This window comes from Qipengyuania xiapuensis (genome assembly GCF_019711395.1).
Classification (GTDB): domain Bacteria; phylum Pseudomonadota; class Alphaproteobacteria; order Sphingomonadales; family Sphingomonadaceae; genus Qipengyuania; species Qipengyuania xiapuensis.
Window position 1 is genome coordinate 507,875 of the sequence record NZ_JAIGNL010000001.1, and the last position, 14,585, is coordinate 522,459.

Genomic DNA, 14,585 nt, shown 5'->3' on the forward strand with positions numbered 1-14,585 from the left:
ATTAGGCGATGAAGAAATTTGTGGCAGTATCGATGGCCGCCTTGCTTGTCGCAGGCTGTTCCGAAGCTGCAGTCGAGGAAGCCCAGCGCGGCGACGGGACCGACACGATCGAGCTCGCCGAGTTTCCCGACCGCCCCTATTGGGGAGACACCCATCTCCACACCGATGTCTCGGTCGATGCCTTCGGCTTCGGCGTCAGGCTCGGGCCGGAAGAAGCGCTCAAGTTCGCCCGCGGCGAGGAAGTGACCGCCACGACCGGCATGAAAGCCAGGCTCGCTCGGCCGCTCGATTTCCTCGTCATCTCGGACCATTCCGACGCGATGGGCGCAACGCGCAGGCTTTACGATGCGCCGCGCATGATGGTGCGAGACCCCACGCTCAGGCGCTGGCGCGACATGATGCACGAGAGCCCCGAGCAATCGACGCTTGCCGTCGCCGAACTCATTACCGCAGCGGCCAATGACGAAATCCCCGAGGCGATGCGCGATCCCGAGCGGCAGGCCAAGGCGACCCGCGAATTGTGGGACCGCCACCTCGACGTGCTCGATCGCTACAATGAGCCGGGCAAGTTCACCGCATTCGCCGGCTTCGAATGGACGTTGATGCCCGGCGGCAACAATCTGCACCGCGTGGTCATGTTCAGGGACGGTAGCGCGCACACCAGGCAGGTTCTGCCCTTCCCGGGTATCGACACCACGGTCGAGCAGCTGTGGGACTATATGGACGCCTACCAGGACACCACCGGCGGGCAGGTGCTGGCGATCCCGCACAACTCCAACCTGTCGAACGGCATCATGTTCGAGCTGACCGGCCCCGACGGCGGACCGATGAGCGCGCAATATGCCCGCAGGCGAGCTGCGCGCGAGCCGGTGGTCGAGGCGACCCAGATTAAGGGCGACAGCGAGACCCACCCTTTCCTTTCGCCGAACGACGAGTTTGCGGGCTTCGGCGTTGCGGGCTGGGAGCTTGGCAACTTGCCACTGACCGCGAGAGCCACTCCCGACATGTATGCAGGCAGTTATGTCCGTTCGGCGCTGCTTCGCGGGCTGACCCTGGAGGAACGGCTCGGCGTCAATCCCTATGCCTTCGGAATGGTCGGCTCGACCGACAGCCACACCGCGCTCGCCACGGGTGACGAAGACAATTTCTTCGGCAAGCACACCGGCGTCGAACCGCGCGAAGGGCGCGCGATGGAAGGCCAGAACCTCGGCACGCGTCAGGGCCGGTTCGGCTGGCACTACCTTGCCGGCGGCTATGCGGCAGCCTGGGCACGCGGCAACACGCGCGCGGAAATCTTCGATGCCTTCATGCGCCGCGAGGTCTACGCGACCACCGGTCCGCGCATGGTCGTTCGCCTCTTCGCCGGCTTCGATTTCGCCGATAGCGACTGGGAGGGGGACTGGGTTCGTGCGGGCTACACACGCGGCGTCCCCATGGGCGGCGAACTGGAAGACCGGGGCACCGCGCCCACCTTCCTCATTTCGGCGCTGAAGGATCCGGACGGCGCCAATCTCGACCGCGTGCAGGTCGTGAAGGGCTGGGTCGATGCGAACGGCGAGGCGCGCGAGAAGGTCTATGACGTCGCCTGGAGCGAGCGCGAGATGGACGGCGCATCCGACAGTCCGGTCCCGCCGGTCGGAGACACGGTGAACCGGCGCGAGGCGACCTACGAGAACACGATCGGCGCTGCCGAACTGCGCACCACCTGGACCGACCCTGATTATGTCGAGGGACAGCGCGCGTTCTATTACGTGCGCGTGATCGAGATCCCGACGCCGAGCTGGGTGCTGTTCGATGCCAAGCAGTTCGGACTTGAGCTGCCCGCAAACGTGATCGAGGCGAATGTGATCCAGGAGCGCGCCTACAGCTCGCCCGTCTGGTTGCGGCCGCGCTCCACACCCGGTGACGCGCCAGCGATCATGGATAGCGAATGAGCGGAAACTGGCTGCGCGATCCCCTCGCGCATTTCCTGATTGCAGGAGCCGCGATCTGGGGGCTGCTGGCGCTCATGGGCGATCCGGTCGATCCGGCCGAACGCAGCATTACGCTTACGCGCGAACAGCAGGCGGGCCTTGCCCTCGGCTTCGAGCGGACAATGGGCCGCCCGCCGACCGACGCCGAACTCGACGCGCAGATAGAGCGCTGGCTGCGCGAGGAAGTGCTTTATCGCGAGGCGCTGCGGCTCGGACTCGATCAGGGCGATCCGGTCGTGCGGCGCAGGCTGGCCGCCAAGATGGACGAACTTGCCAGTGCGGAGGCCGAGACTGCGGCGGTCTCCGATGCCGTGCTCGTGCGCTGGCTCCAGGACCACCCGGGGCGCTTTGCCGAGGGGGAGCGCTTCACTTTCTCGCAGAGATACTTCCCCGACGAGGATGCCATGACCCGCTTCCTGAAGGGCGACGGACGGGAATACTCGATCTCGCTGCCAGCACGGATGGAGCGCGCGACCTATGACGAGGTGAAGGCGGTGTTCGGAAGCGAATTCGCCGAGCAGATCGCCGCGATGCGCGAGGGACGGAATGCGCAGCTGCCGTCCGGTTTCGGCTGGCACATCGTCGATCTCGAGGAGCGCGAGGAGGGCCGGCCGAAACCTCTCGATGAAATCCGCGAGCGCGTCGAGGACGACTGGCGCAGCTCGACGGCCGCTGCGCGCCGGGATCAGGCATTCGACGTCCTGCGCGAAGCCTACCGGATCGAGGTCGAATGATCCGCTGGCTGCTGGCCTTGCTGGTGGTGTTCCTCCCGCAACCGGTCCTGGCAGACGAGCTGCGCCCGGTGTCGATCACTTTCGAGCAGGTAGACGAAGGCGAATGGTCGCTCGGCTGGAGGCAGCCGATGGCGGGCAGGCAAAGCGGCGAGCCCGCGCAGCCGGTCCTGCCCGCAAACTGCCGGATGGATGGTAATCCGCGGCTCGATGTCGCCGTGCTTGCGGTTAGCGGTCGCGTTCGCGTGCTGTGCGAAGGGCCGGTGGCCGGTCAGGAGATGGGCTGGCCCTTCACCACTCCGGGCGAAGCGATCCTCCGCGTCGCTCCGCAAGACAGGCCGCTCCAGGTCCACCGCCTGGCTCCCGAAGAGCCGAATGCGACGATCATGGCGAAACCTTCGAGTGCGCAGGTCTGGCGCAGCTATTTCGGGATCGGTGTCGAGCACATCCTCATGGGCTGGGACCACTTGCTCTTCGTCATCGCGCTGGTGCTGCTGGTGCGGCGCACCTGGCCGGTGGTGAAGGCAGCGACCGCTTTCACCGTTGCACATTCGCTCACACTTGCGGCGGTGACTCTCGGCTTTGCAGGGCTGCCGCAGCGCCCGGTCGAGGTGATGATCGCGCTGTCGATCGTGTTTCTCGCCGTGGAAGTGGCACGTGGCGACAGGCAGACCCTGACGCGCCGCCTGCCATGGCTCGTCGCCTTCGCTTTCGGCCTGCTGCACGGCTTCGGTTTTGCTGGCGCCTTGCGCGAGATCGGCTTGCCCGAAGGCGAGGTCCCGGCTGCTCTGGTGAGCTTCAACCTTGGCGTCGAAGCGGGACAACTGCTGGTGATCGCAATCGTGCTGGCGCTACTGGCGGTTGTCAGGAAGGCACGCCCTGCGGCGGAGGCGGGTGCGGTGAAATTCGCGTCCTATGCGATCGGGATCACGGGAGCCTACTGGCTGGTCGACCGCGTGATCGGCTGAGGATCGCCGCCGAGCGCCTGCCACAAGAGGACCCGCGCGCGCTTCGCCCTGCCGAGCGCTGCCGCCGCACGTTCGCCGCTCGCATCTGCTGCGCGGCGTGCTTCGAGCACTGTCAGGAAATCGGCGAGGCCCGCTTCCTGGCGGGTCTCGGCAAGACGGGCTGCACGCTGCAGGCTGTCGGCCTCTGCCTGCGCGGCGGTCAGTTCGCGGTCTGCCGCGGCAACGAGGCCATATGCGGTCTCGGCATCGCCCAGCGCGGTGTAGACTGCGCCGCGATAGGCCTGGAATGCGGCGCGCTTCTCGGCTGCCGCACCGTCAATTTCGGCCTCGATGCGCCCGAAGTCGAACAGCGGTCCGGCGATGGCCGCTGCGAGCGAGCCGACGACGCTGTCCTCGTCGAAAAGGTCGCCGGGATCGAAGGCGAGGAGGCCGATTGCGGCGGACAGGTCGAAAACGGGAAAGCGGCGACGTGCCGTTGCGGCAAGCTCTGCATCTTCGGCGGCGAGCGTGGCAGCCGCGGCAACGACGTCCGGCCGGTTGACGAGGAGTGTCGAAGGCAAGGCGGTAGGGGGTGCAGGCAGTTCACTCGCGGCAGGGGCGAGCGCGAGTGCGGAACGGACCTGCGGCGCACTTTGCGCGGTCAGTGTCATTAGCCTGCCGGTCAGCCGGGCCCGTTCGCTTTCGAGAGCTGCAAGTCGGCTGCGCGATGCATTGGCGGCGCTTTCTGCGCGAACACGGTCGAAGCCCGGTGCGATCCCGGCACGCTCGCGCACGCCGGCGAGCCGCGCCAGTTCTTCGGCGGCCTCGATGTCGTCCTCGATTTCGGCCTGCCGCGCCTCGAGTGTGCGCCAGTCGATTACGCTGCCCGCGATTTCGGCGAGCAACGCATTGCGTACGGCCAGCGCGGAGGCATCGGCGGCATCGACGCGGGCGAGGGCGGCCCGCTCCTGCGCGCGGAGGCGACCGAAGATGTCGAGGTCCCAGCGTGCGGTCAGGTTCGCGGCATAGGCGCCGCGTTCGGCATCGAAATCGATGCCCGGAGGCAGGGCGCCGCCGAACTGCGCCGGGTTGGTCCTCGTTCCGGTGACCGAGGCGTTCGCTCCGATGCTCGGGAGCCTTTCCGCGCCCGCGCGTCCGGCGCCAGCGCGGGCCTGGTCGATGCGGGCGATCGCCTCACCCAGCGTCGGCGAGCCTGCGAGCGCCTGGGCAGACAGAGTGTCGTAGGCCGGGTCCTCTTCGGGCAGCAGCGCAGCAAGGCTTGTATCGGTCTGTCCGTCGGGCGCGAAATAGAACTCGACGGGAAGGACTGGTGCCGGCGTGGCGATCTCTGGCGGCGGTCCCCCTGCGCAGGCCGAGAGCGCCAGCGCGCTTGCAACGATGGCGAGGCGGCGCATCACTCGGCTCCCTTGGCCGGCATATAGGCATCGACCTGCTGGCCGACGCGGAAGAGGCCGTTGTCACCGACTGCCTCGGCCGGCAGCTCGTAGATTACCTGCAACACGCGAACGTCGACGCGCTCTGCGGCCGAATTGGTGAGCGAGCGCTTGGGCACGACGAGCGGTTCTGCGCGGACGAAGCGCGCCTGCACCTGCTGGTCCGATGCTCCGCGCGGAGAGACGGTCGCGGGCTCGCCCATCGCAAGGCGCGGGGCCTGTTCCTCGTCGATATCGATGCGCACGTGCATGGGCTGCGTCTGGCCCATCTCGATGAAGGGCTGCGAACCGCCGCCGCCCATGGTCGAGACGTACTCACCCTTGCGGATGTTCACGGCGAGGATTTCGCCGGCAATCGGCGCGCGTACGGTCAGGCGGCCAAGTTCGGTGCGCGCCGAGGCAGCGCGCGCCTGCGCCGCATCGAGCCGTGCCCGGGCGAGCCGGAGGCGTTCGGCAGCCGCGCTCGCTTCGCCTTCGGCGCGGATGACCTCGCTGCGGCTCACGGCAGCGGGGTCGTCGACATTGCGATAGAGCGCGAGCTGGCTGGCGGCCGTGGACTGCGCGCTCTGTGCTTCGGCGATCGCCGCGCGGGCCTCGCCGATGGCGGCATTGGCTTCGCGAAGCTGCGCGCGCACTGCACGGTCGTCGACGGTGAACAGCGTCTGGCCTTCGGTCACGCGGTCGCCCGGCTGGACGAAGAGGCCGGTGACGAGACCCGAAAGCGCGGAGCCGATCTGCACGACTTCACTGGAAGGCTCGACGATTCCCGAGCCTGCCACGCGAGCCTCGTCTGCAAGTGCTTCGGGCGCACGCGGAGGTTCGCGCTCGGGGTCCGACAGTTCGCGATCGGGCTGGCCCGACAGGATGTAGATCGCGGCGAAGACCAGGCCGATCACGGCGATCACCGGCAGGATCTGCCGCGAGAAGCTGAGGTTGCGAATGTCGAGTGCCATTAGTGATCCCCAAAGTCCGATGGCGGCATGTCGGTGCCGTCATGGGTGACCTTCCCGTCCTCGAGCACGAGGATGCGGTCGGCCATGTCGAAAATGCGATTGTCGTGAGTGACGATGATGCAGGCGCGGTCTTCCGCGACCGCGACTTCCTTGAGCAGGTCCATTACGCGGCGGCCCGAGGCGGCGTCGAGTGCGGCGGTCGGCTCGTCGCAGACGACGAGACGCGGCTCGTGGACCAGCGCGCGGGCGATGGCGACGCGCTGCTGCTGGCCGCCCGAAAGCTGGTTGGGCAGCTTGTCGGCCTGGTCGCCGATATTGAGCTTTTCCAGCATGGCGACCGCCTTCTCGCGCGCCTCGTGCCGCTCCATCCCCTGCGCGATCAGCGGGACGGCGGCGTTGCTCGCCGCATCGATCGAGGGGATCAGGTTGTACTGCTGGAAGATGAAACCGATGTTCTGCAGGCGGAATTCGACCAGCTGGTCATCGGACAGGTCGTAGATGTCGGTCCCGAAGACCTTCACCTCGCCCTCGGTCGGCCAGAGGATGCCGCACATGATCGAGATGAGCGTCGTCTTGCCCGAGCCGCTTTCGCCGACGAGGAATGTTAGCTCGCCCGCTTTCACGTCGAGGTCGATGCCGTGGAGTACGGTGATCGTTTGCTGCCCGGCCTGGAAATCGCGCGTGACGGCGCGCGTGCAGATCGCCGCTTCGGGATTGCAGCCGCCGATGGCCGAGGTGTCCATTTTCGTCGCCATTACCGAAACACCGCCGCAGGTTCGGTCTTGAGGACACTGCGCAGCGCGAGCCAACCGGTCAGCGCGAGGATGATCGTCACGGCTGCGGCACTGATCAGCGGGATTTGCCAGGGGATGTAGAAGCCCTTGAAGGTCGGGTCGGAAGAGAACGCCTGGATGAAGCCGACCGTGCCCAGTACGCCGAGCCCGTATCCGATAAGCCCCACGAGGCCGGCCTGCGCCGCGACCATCTTGCGGATCTTGCCATTGGTGACACCGATCGCCTTCAGCGCGCCGAACTGCTTGATGTTGTCGCGGATGAAGAGGCTGAAGGTGAGGCCCACGATTGCCACGCCCACGATGAAGCCGAGCGCGACGGTGATGCCGAAGTTCAGCGGAATGCCCGTGTTCTCGATGATGAACTGCACCCCGTCGCGTGCAAACTCCTCGCGCGTTTGGGCCTTGAGACCGGTCTCTTCCTCGATCTTCTCCGAGAGCGCCTTGGCCTCGGCCGGGTTCTCCGCGCCCACGAGCACGAAGGACAGGCGATTGCGCGTGCCCGGCACGTAGTTCAGCGCCTGGCTGTACTTTGTGTAGAGCACCACGGTGCTGGTGAAGCTGGGGATGGCATCGGCGATCCCGCGGATGACCGCGCGCTGGTCGTTCAGCTCCAGCCGCTCCCCGATGGGCGACTGGCCGGGGAACATGCGCGTCGTGCCGACATCGTCGATGATGACGCTGTCGGGCTGCGAGAGCACGTCGACCGACCCTTCGACCATGTTCTTGGGCAGGCCGATCAGCGTTGCATCGTCCACGCCGATCACCGCCACGCCTTCGAGATCGCCGTCCTTCGTGCGGACCGATGCCTGTGCGCGGATATGCGGGACCGCCCATTCGACGCCGGGCACACCGCGTACCTTGTCGAGCGCGGTCGAGGGCATGGCATAGGCGACATCGGTGGTGCGGCTGACCGGGTCCATCACCCAGACATCGGCGCTGGAGACGTTGTAGACACCGCTGGCCCCGCGCTCGAGCAGGTTGATGAAGATCGTCAGCTGCTGGGTGATGAGCAAGGTCGAGAAAGCGATGCCGAACACCAGCCCGAAGAATTTCTGCGCATCGCCGGTAAGCATGCGGATGGCGATCCAGATCATGGGCTTGCGACCTTTGCTTGCGTTACGCTGGCGAGTCGTTCATTAGTGAACGGTGGCGTTCAACTGAACGGAGGCGTTCACTTTGTCAAGTGGCGAAATGAAACGGACTGGCAGGCCTACCGACGAGGCCAAGCGCGCGGCGATTGTCGCGGCGGCCAGCCGTGCCTTTTTCGAGCATGGCTTTGCCGCCACCTCGATCGAGCAGGTCGCCGCCGATGCCGGCGTCTCGAAAGTCACGATCTACAACCGCTTCGGCGACAAGCGTTCCCTCTTCACCGCCGCGGTCGAACATGAATGCGAGCGGATGCGCGGCAGTTTCAGCGTGCCCGCCATGCCGCAAGGCAGCCTGCGCGACCGGCTGCTGGCGATCGGCGAGGCGATGAGCGCATTCCTTTCGCGTCCGGAAATGGTGCGTTTCGAACGCCGGATTGCAGCGGAGACCGAACACGATTCGAGCGTGGGGGCTGCCTTCCTCGCAGCGGGGCCGCACCGGATGAAGCGGGCCTTCTCCGCTTTCATCGAGGCCATGCACGAGGCGGGCGAGTTAAGCGTTTCCGATCCCGAGCTCGCCGCCGAACAGTTCGCCGCCATGTGCAAGGGCATGGGCGATCTCGACCGGCGATTCGGCGCGCCTTCGGACCCTGTGCGCGATCGTGAGCGAATCGAGGGCGCAGTCGAGGTGTTCTGCCGCGCTTATGCGGTCGATGAGTGTGATCGCAATTAGCTGCTCCGCGCGGGGCGTGCTAAACTTGTCATTCACCCCCGCGCTCCTACATCTGGGGCTCAACCTTTGTAAGGATTGTCCACCGCAATGCGCGACGAAAATCAGAACCAGCCTCCCGAGCCCGAAGGCAACGGCCCGAATCCGTGGATCAAGAGCCTCATGGTGTGGGGCGGGGTCTTCCTCGGCCTGCTCCTGGTCGTTTCCATGTTCGGGGGCGGAAACCAGGCGGGCGGTACGCCGCTTCTCTACTCCGATTTCAAGGACAAGGTTGCCGAAGGCAAGGTGGAGACGGTCGTCATTTCGGACGAGAGCATCGTCGGCAAGACCACCGATGGCGAGAACTTCAGCACCATTCCTGTGAAGAACGATCCGGGCCTTACCCAGCTCCTCGAGGACAACGGCGTCCAGTATTCGGGCAAGGAAGAGGATAACGGCAACATGCTGATCTGGGCGCTGGTCCAGATCCTGCCCTTCCTGCTCATTCTCGGCATCGCCTTCTTCGCCCTGCGCCAGGTCCAGAAGGGCGGCGGCGCTGGCGGCGCGATGGGCTTCGGCAAGTCGAAGGCCAAGATGCTCACCGAAAAGCAGGGCCGCGTCACCTTCGAGGACGTGGCCGGCATCGACGAGGCGCGCGAGGAACTGGAAGAGATCGTCGAATTCCTGAAGGACCCGCAGCGCTTCTCCAAGCTCGGCGGCACCATCCCGAAGGGTGCACTGCTGGTCGGTTCGCCCGGTACCGGTAAGACGCTGCTCGCACGCGCCATCGCGGGCGAAGCGGGCGTGCCCTTCTTCACCATTTCGGGTTCGGACTTCGTCGAAATGTTCGTCGGCGTGGGCGCAAGCCGCGTGCGCGACATGTTCGAGCAGGCCAAGAAGAACGCGCCCTGCATTCTCTTCATCGACGAAATCGACGCTGTCGGTCGTAGCCGTGGCCACGGCCTTGGCAATTCGAACGACGAACGCGAGCAGACGCTGAACCAGCTGCTGGTCGAGATGGACGGCTTCGAGGCCAACGAAGGCATCATCATCATCGCGGCGACCAACCGTCCCGACGTGCTCGACCCGGCGCTGCTGCGCCCGGGCCGTTTCGACCGCCAGGTCGTGGTGCCGATCCCCGATATCGACGGCCGCGAGAAGATTCTCGCCGTGCATATGAAGAAGGTGCCGCTGGCGCCCGACGTGAACCCGCGCACCATCGCGCGCGGTACGCCCGGCTTCTCGGGTGCGGACCTGGCCAACCTCGTCAACGAAGCAGCCCTGCTTGCGGCCCGCCGCAACAAGCGCCTCGTCGCGATGCAGGAATTCGAGGACGCCAAGGACAAGGTCATGATGGGCGCCGAGCGCAAATCGATGGTCATGGACGAGGACGAGAAGAAGATGACCGCCTATCACGAGGCAGGCCACGCGCTGGTCAGCCTCAACGAGCCGGCATCGGACCCGATCCACAAGGCGACGATCATCCCGCGCGGCCGCGCGCTGGGTATGGTGATGCGCCTGCCCGAACGCGACAATTACTCGTACCACCGCGACAAGATGCACGCGAACCTCGCAGTCGCCATGGGTGGCCGCGTGGCGGAGGAGATCATCTTCGGCCACGACAAGGTCTCGAGCGGCGCGAGCGGCGACATCCAGTATGCTACCGACCTTGCGCGCAACATGGTCACCAAGTGGGGCATGAGCGACAAGCTCGGACCGCTCCAGTACGAGCAGAGCCAGGAAGGCTATCTCGGCATGGGCCAGACCGCACGGACCATGGCCGGCGCGGAAACCAACAAGCTGATCGACGCCGAAATCAAGGCGCTGGTCGAAGGTGGCCTCAAGCGGGCAAACGACGTGTTGACCGAGCAGGAGGACAAGCTCCACCTGCTTGCGCAGGCACTGCTCGAATACGAAACGCTGACCGGCGAGGAAATCGACCAGCTGATGAAGGACGGCAAGATCGACCGTCCCGACGAGCCCAAGGGCCCGGTGGCGGTCCGTCCGGCTGGCAGCTCGACCGTACCCAAGGCCGGCAAGAAGTTCGGCGGATCGGGGGACAGCGCTCCTGCCGGAGCCTGATCGAAACCGACCACGAGAGATTGAAGGCGCTGGGGGAAACTCCGGCGCCTTTCTTGTTGGCTTCGCTAAAGGGCGCCGATTAGCAGCAGCAGCTGGAGGAATATCGTCAGCACCACGAGGATGAAGACGGTAAGGATCAAGAGCCGCCAGAAAGCCGAAAAGCGCGACAATCCATAGGCACCGCGAAGGTGCTTGTAGATATGGATCGGCGGTATCAGGACCGACGAGAAGAACAGGATTGCCTCGTGCGCGCCGGCCAGCCCCATCAGCGTGATGGTCAGGATCAGCAGGGACATGAAGCTGAGCGAATAGGTCACGAAGATCGCGTGGTCATAGGCCCGGAAGCGGCGTTTCCAGAAGAACAGCAGCCATACGAACGGGATCGACAGCGGGATCAGCAGCCAGCTGAATTTATAGAAGTTGGTCTGCAGCTTGTAGAGCATAAGCGTCGGGTTCGTGCGCCATTTCTGGAGCGCCGCATCGATCCATTCGACGCCCGATGTGCCAACATTCATCTTTGTATCGCCATCGACGCTTAGCGGGATGGTGGTGTTGCCTTCCTCGTCGGTCTGGACAGGAAGCCCGCCCACAACCTGTTCGCCGGAATCCTCCTCTTCCTTGATGAGGTCACGCAGCACCGGGACTTGCTGGGCGGCGGCAACAGCCTCGATCTGCTCATCGAGTTCGGTCAGCCGGCGCTCCGCCGATGCGACCTCGGACTCCGAAAGCGTGCCCGATTCAATGCTCGCGGCGAGTTCGTCGCGGCGATTCTGCATCGTGCCGATCTGCTCGCGGGCCTGGGCGACGACCTCGTCGGTCTGTTCGTTGCCGAGATTTGTCGGCGTGCTGATGCCCGCGAACTGGAAGATCGCGAACATGAGGAAGATCGAGAATAGGAACAGCGCCATCGGAGAGACGAAGCGCGCACGCTCGCCGTCGATGTAGCGGCGCGTCAATTCGCCCGGCTTGAAAAAGAGCTTGGGCAGAGTGCGCCAGGTCCGGCCTTCGAAATGCAGCGCACCGTGGAGCAGATCGTGCATGAAGGCGCCCAGGGTACGGTGCAGATGCGCCTTCTGGCCGCATTCGTGGCAGTGCGCGCCGAGAAGCTCGGTGCCGCAATTGAGGCACTGTCCCTCGGCGAAATGTCCCTTCTCGAGAGGTGTATCGCTCTTGGCGCTACCGCCGACTGCCTTGGCGAAAAGCCCGCCTTCGACTGCCGTCCCGATTGCTTCGCCGAAATCACTCACGCCGTTCCCCCTCGTGTGTTCGCGAGGCGCAACTATACGGCGACGCGCCCGGAAGGCCAACCGCGGCGATCCGTCTTGCACAATGGCCGCGCTGCGCCGACATAAAGGCCGATGGAACCGATCGGCACGCAGGAACAGCTTGGCGCCTTCGCCGCGATGGCTCTAGTCTTCGTACTCTTTGCGGCTATCGAGTTCGTCCGGCCCGCCCGTTCGGCGCCGCGCGGCAGGCGCTGGTTTACCAATCTCGCGCTCTTCGCGATCGATACTCTTGCCGTGCGGCTGCTCGTGCCCTTGCTGATGGTCGGCGCGGCTGCGCTTGCTGCCGAGCGGGGCTGGGGCCTCCTCAACCTCTACGCGCTGCCGTCATGGCTCGGCGTCGTCTTCGCCGTGCTCGCGCTGGACCTCGCGCTCTACTTCCAGCACTGGGCGACCCACCGCGTCCCGCTCCTGTGGCGGCTGCACAAGGTCCACCATTCCGATCCGGCATTCGACGTGACCACCGCCGCGCGGTTCCATCCCTTCGAGATCCTGCTGAGCATGCTCTACAAGATGGCGGTCGTCGTGGCGCTGGGCCTGCCGGTCTGGGGCGTTTTCCTGTTCGAGGTCATCTTCAACCTCGCAACGCTGTTCACCCATGCGAACTTCGCGCTGCCGAAGCAGGCCGAGAAACCAGTGCGGGCCCTTATCGTCACGCCCGACATGCACCGCATTCATCACTCGGCGATCGAGCGCGAGACCAACAGCAATTACGGCACGCTGCTGTCGGGATGGGACCGCCTCTTCGGTACCTATACCAGGGACCCGGGAGGCCGCCTCACCATTGGCCTCGAGGAATATCAGGACACAAGGCCGCATGCGCTCGGTTGGAGCCTGCTGCTACCGTTCCGCAAATAGCGTTGCTGCAAATGAAAAACCCGCCCGGTGAGGGGCGGGTCTTCCATTGTCCGGTTCGCCTGAAAGCGATCAGCCTTCGTAGTCGGCCCCGATCGAGGTCGAACGGGTCGGCGCCGATGCGGTGATGCGCAGCGCTTCGGCCGACTGGCTGAGCGAGCCGACTTCATCCATCTCGTCATCGTCGTCCGGCAGGATTTTCTGCAGGTTGGTGACGGCCGCTTCCTTGAGGTCCTTCGGCTTGACGGTCTGCTCGGCGATTTCGCGCAGGGCTACGACCGGGTTCTTGTCCCGGTCACGATCGAGGGTGATCTCCGCGCCGCCCGAAATCTCGCGTGCACGCTGGGCAGCCAGCAGGACGAGATCGAAACGGTTGGGAACCTTGTCTACGCAGTCTTCGACGGTAACGCGCGCCATTGGGCACTCCGATGCAAATTCGAGAGAATCTTGGAAAGGGGGCCAAATAGGGAGGAGGCGGCCGATAGTCAAGGATTTGCGCCCTTGGCCGGGCGCGCTAAAGGTGGCGGCCACATGGGAGATCAGGCTCAGCAGGGGAAGGCCTTGGCCTATCGCGACCCACCGCCTTTCGAGGCCGAGGCGCAGGGGCAGTCGCTCGTCTTCTATCCGGCAGGCAAGGACCGCCGCGAAGCGCTGATGGAACTGGTGCGTTCGGCCCGCGAAACACTGGATATCTGCTTCTACATCTTTGCCGAGGACGAGGTTTCGACCGAGCTGCGCGACGCCCTGATCGAGGCGGCCCGGCGCGGGGTGGAGGTAACGCTCATCATCGACCGCTTCGGCGCTTCGGCGAGGGACGAGTTCCTCAAGCCCTTGCGCGAGGCGGGCGGTCGCTATCTCTTCTTCAGCCCGCGCTGGTCGATGCGCTACCTCATTCGCAACCACCAGAAAATCGTCATCGCCGATGGTAAGCGGGCGATGTTCGGCGGCTTCAACATAGAGGACGATTACTTCGCCCCGCCCGAACGAAACGGCTGGAACGATCTTGCCATCCATATCGAGGGTGACGGGGTCGAGGGCCTGAACGACTGGTTCGCCAAGCTGCGCGACTGGACCGATGACGACCGCGCACATTTCCGCGCGATCACGAAGACGGTTCGCAACTGGGAGTGGAAGTCCGGATCGGGCCGTGCGCGCTGGCTCGTCGGCGGCCCGACCCGCGGGTTGTCGACCTGGGCCCGGCGTATCTCGCAGGACATGAAGGACGGCTCGAGGCTGGATATCTTCATGGCCTATTTCTCGCCGCCCTATACCCTGCTCAAGCGGATCGCGGGCGTGGCGAGGAAAGGCGACACGCGCTTGCTGATGGCTGCCAAGAGCGACAACGGCGCGACCATCGGGGCGACGCGTTCGCTCTACAAATACCTATTGAAGCGCGGGGCAAGGATCTGGGAATTCTCACCCTGCAAACTGCACACGAAGCTGCTGGTGCTGGATGATGCAGTCTACATGGGCAGCGCCAATTTCGACATGCGGAGCCTTTATCTGAACCTCGAGATTATGTTGCGGATCGAGGACAAGGCGCTGGCCGACCGGATGCGTGAATTCGTGACGCAGCACATCGAGGCATCGGAAGAAATCACGCTGGAAAAGCACCGCAAGCGCGCGACGCTGTGGAACCGGATCCGCTGGTCGCTCGGCTGGGTGCTGGTGTCCGTGATCGACTACACCGTCACCCGGCGCACCAATCTCGGTATCTAG

13 protein-coding genes are annotated in these 14,585 nt (G+C 65.1%); 7 read left to right on the forward strand and 6 right to left on the reverse strand.

Annotated elements, in window-relative coordinates:
* The first annotated feature begins 8 nt into the window (after positions 1–8).
* Genes K3163_RS02500 through K3163_RS02510 form a run of 3 tightly spaced genes read left to right on the forward strand, consistent with a single transcriptional unit; the run spans position 9 to position 3,672 of the window.
* Entirely contained in the window at positions 9–1,934 is a 1,926-nt protein-coding gene (locus tag K3163_RS02500; protein ID WP_221551852.1) for a DUF3604 domain-containing protein, read from the forward strand.
* On the forward strand, positions 1,931–2,707 hold the full coding sequence (locus K3163_RS02505; protein WP_221551854.1) for a peptidyl-prolyl cis-trans isomerase: 777 nt from the start codon (positions 1,931–1,933) through the stop codon (positions 2,705–2,707). Before K3163_RS02500 ends, K3163_RS02505 begins: the two co-directional genes overlap by 4 nt.
* Positions 2,704–3,672 (forward strand): HupE/UreJ family protein, encoded by a 969-nt coding sequence (locus tag K3163_RS02510; RefSeq protein ID WP_221551857.1) that lies wholly within the window; start codon positions 2,704–2,706, stop codon positions 3,670–3,672. Before K3163_RS02505 ends, K3163_RS02510 begins: the two co-directional genes overlap by 4 nt.
* On the opposite strand, the gene K3163_RS02515 is transcribed toward K3163_RS02510, so the two are convergent.
* The 4 genes from K3163_RS02515 to K3163_RS02530 are packed head-to-tail and all read right to left on the reverse strand — an operon-like array spanning position 3,642 to position 7,946.
* The gene (locus K3163_RS02515) at positions 3,642–5,066 is read right to left on the reverse strand and encodes an efflux transporter outer membrane subunit (protein WP_221551859.1); all 1,425 of its coding nucleotides are present in this window, start codon (positions 5,064–5,066) and stop codon (positions 3,642–3,644) included. The two genes, K3163_RS02510 and K3163_RS02515, sit on opposite strands and share 31 nt — an antisense overlap.
* On the reverse strand, positions 5,066–6,058 hold the full coding sequence (locus K3163_RS02520) for an efflux RND transporter periplasmic adaptor subunit (RefSeq protein ID WP_221551861.1): 993 nt from the start codon (positions 6,056–6,058) through the stop codon (positions 5,066–5,068). Before K3163_RS02520 ends, K3163_RS02515 begins: the two co-directional genes overlap by 1 nt.
* Positions 6,058–6,813: an ABC transporter ATP-binding protein gene (locus tag K3163_RS02525; RefSeq protein WP_247710181.1), complete on the reverse strand. Its 756-nt coding sequence runs from the start codon at positions 6,811–6,813 to the stop codon at positions 6,058–6,060. Before K3163_RS02525 ends, K3163_RS02520 begins: the two co-directional genes overlap by 1 nt.
* Positions 6,813–7,946, reverse strand: coding sequence for an ABC transporter permease (locus tag K3163_RS02530; protein WP_221429352.1), 1,134 nt, complete (start codon positions 7,944–7,946; stop codon positions 6,813–6,815). Before K3163_RS02530 ends, K3163_RS02525 begins: the two co-directional genes overlap by 1 nt.
* A gap of 97 nt (positions 7,947–8,043) precedes the next feature.
* Between K3163_RS02530 and K3163_RS02535 the strand changes: the two genes are divergently transcribed.
* A complete protein-coding gene (locus tag K3163_RS02535; protein ID WP_221551863.1) occupies positions 8,044–8,670 on the forward strand; it encodes a TetR/AcrR family transcriptional regulator in 627 nt (208 codons plus the stop codon).
* 87 nt (positions 8,671–8,757) lie between these two features.
* A complete protein-coding gene (ftsH, locus tag K3163_RS02540) occupies positions 8,758–10,728 on the forward strand; it encodes an ATP-dependent zinc metalloprotease FtsH (RefSeq protein ID WP_247712438.1) in 1,971 nt (656 codons plus the stop codon).
* A 65-nt stretch (positions 10,729–10,793) separates the two neighbouring features.
* Here ftsH and K3163_RS02545 read toward each other — a convergent pair whose 3' ends face one another.
* Entirely contained in the window at positions 10,794–11,975 is a 1,182-nt protein-coding gene (locus tag K3163_RS02545; protein WP_221551882.1) for a DUF3667 domain-containing protein, read from the reverse strand.
* Positions 11,976–12,086: 111 nt separating this feature from the next.
* On the opposite strand from K3163_RS02545, the gene K3163_RS02550 reads away from it, so the two are divergent.
* Positions 12,087–12,869 carry a sterol desaturase family protein gene (locus K3163_RS02550; RefSeq protein ID WP_221551891.1) on the forward strand — a complete coding sequence of 261 codons (783 nt, stop codon included), beginning with the start codon at positions 12,087–12,089 and terminating at the stop codon, positions 12,867–12,869.
* Positions 12,870–12,938: 69 nt separating this feature from the next.
* Here K3163_RS02550 and rpoZ read toward each other — a convergent pair whose 3' ends face one another.
* Positions 12,939–13,283, reverse strand: a complete 345-nt coding sequence (gene rpoZ, locus K3163_RS02555) for a DNA-directed RNA polymerase subunit omega (protein ID WP_221429348.1) — start codon at positions 13,281–13,283, stop codon at positions 12,939–12,941.
* 114 nt (positions 13,284–13,397) lie between these two features.
* Between rpoZ and K3163_RS02560 the strand changes: the two genes are divergently transcribed.
* Complete coding sequence (locus tag K3163_RS02560; protein WP_221551892.1) at positions 13,398–14,585, forward strand: phospholipase D-like domain-containing protein; 1,188 nt, start codon at positions 13,398–13,400, stop codon at positions 14,583–14,585.

Bases quoted from the DNA above. Each gene is read 5' to 3' on its own strand.
- K3163_RS02500 (WP_221551852.1), top strand. From the start codon at position 9: ATGAAGAAATTTGTGGCAGTATCGATGGCCGCCTTGCTTGTCGCAGGC.
- K3163_RS02505 (WP_221551854.1), top strand. From the start codon at position 1,931: ATGAGCGGAAACTGGCTGCGCGATCCCCTCGCGCATTTCCTGATTGCA.
- K3163_RS02510 (WP_221551857.1), top strand. From the start codon at position 2,704: ATGATCCGCTGGCTGCTGGCCTTGCTGGTGGTGTTCCTCCCGCAACCG.
- K3163_RS02515 (WP_221551859.1), bottom strand. From the start codon at position 5,066: ATGCGCCGCCTCGCCATCGTTGCAAGCGCGCTGGCGCTCTCGGCCTGC.
- K3163_RS02520 (WP_221551861.1), bottom strand. From the start codon at position 6,058: ATGGCACTCGACATTCGCAACCTCAGCTTCTCGCGGCAGATCCTGCCG.
- K3163_RS02525 (WP_247710181.1), bottom strand. From the start codon at position 6,813: ATGGCGACGAAAATGGACACCTCGGCCATCGGCGGCTGCAATCCCGAA.
- K3163_RS02530 (WP_221429352.1), bottom strand. From the start codon at position 7,946: ATGATCTGGATCGCCATCCGCATGCTTACCGGCGATGCGCAGAAATTC.
- K3163_RS02535 (WP_221551863.1), top strand. From the start codon at position 8,044: ATGAAACGGACTGGCAGGCCTACCGACGAGGCCAAGCGCGCGGCGATT.
- ftsH (WP_247712438.1), top strand. From the start codon at position 8,758: ATGCGCGACGAAAATCAGAACCAGCCTCCCGAGCCCGAAGGCAACGGC.
- K3163_RS02550 (WP_221551891.1), top strand. From the start codon at position 12,087: ATGGAACCGATCGGCACGCAGGAACAGCTTGGCGCCTTCGCCGCGATG.
- rpoZ (WP_221429348.1), bottom strand. From the start codon at position 13,283: ATGGCGCGCGTTACCGTCGAAGACTGCGTAGACAAGGTTCCCAACCGT.
- K3163_RS02560 (WP_221551892.1), top strand. From the start codon at position 13,398: ATGGGAGATCAGGCTCAGCAGGGGAAGGCCTTGGCCTATCGCGACCCA.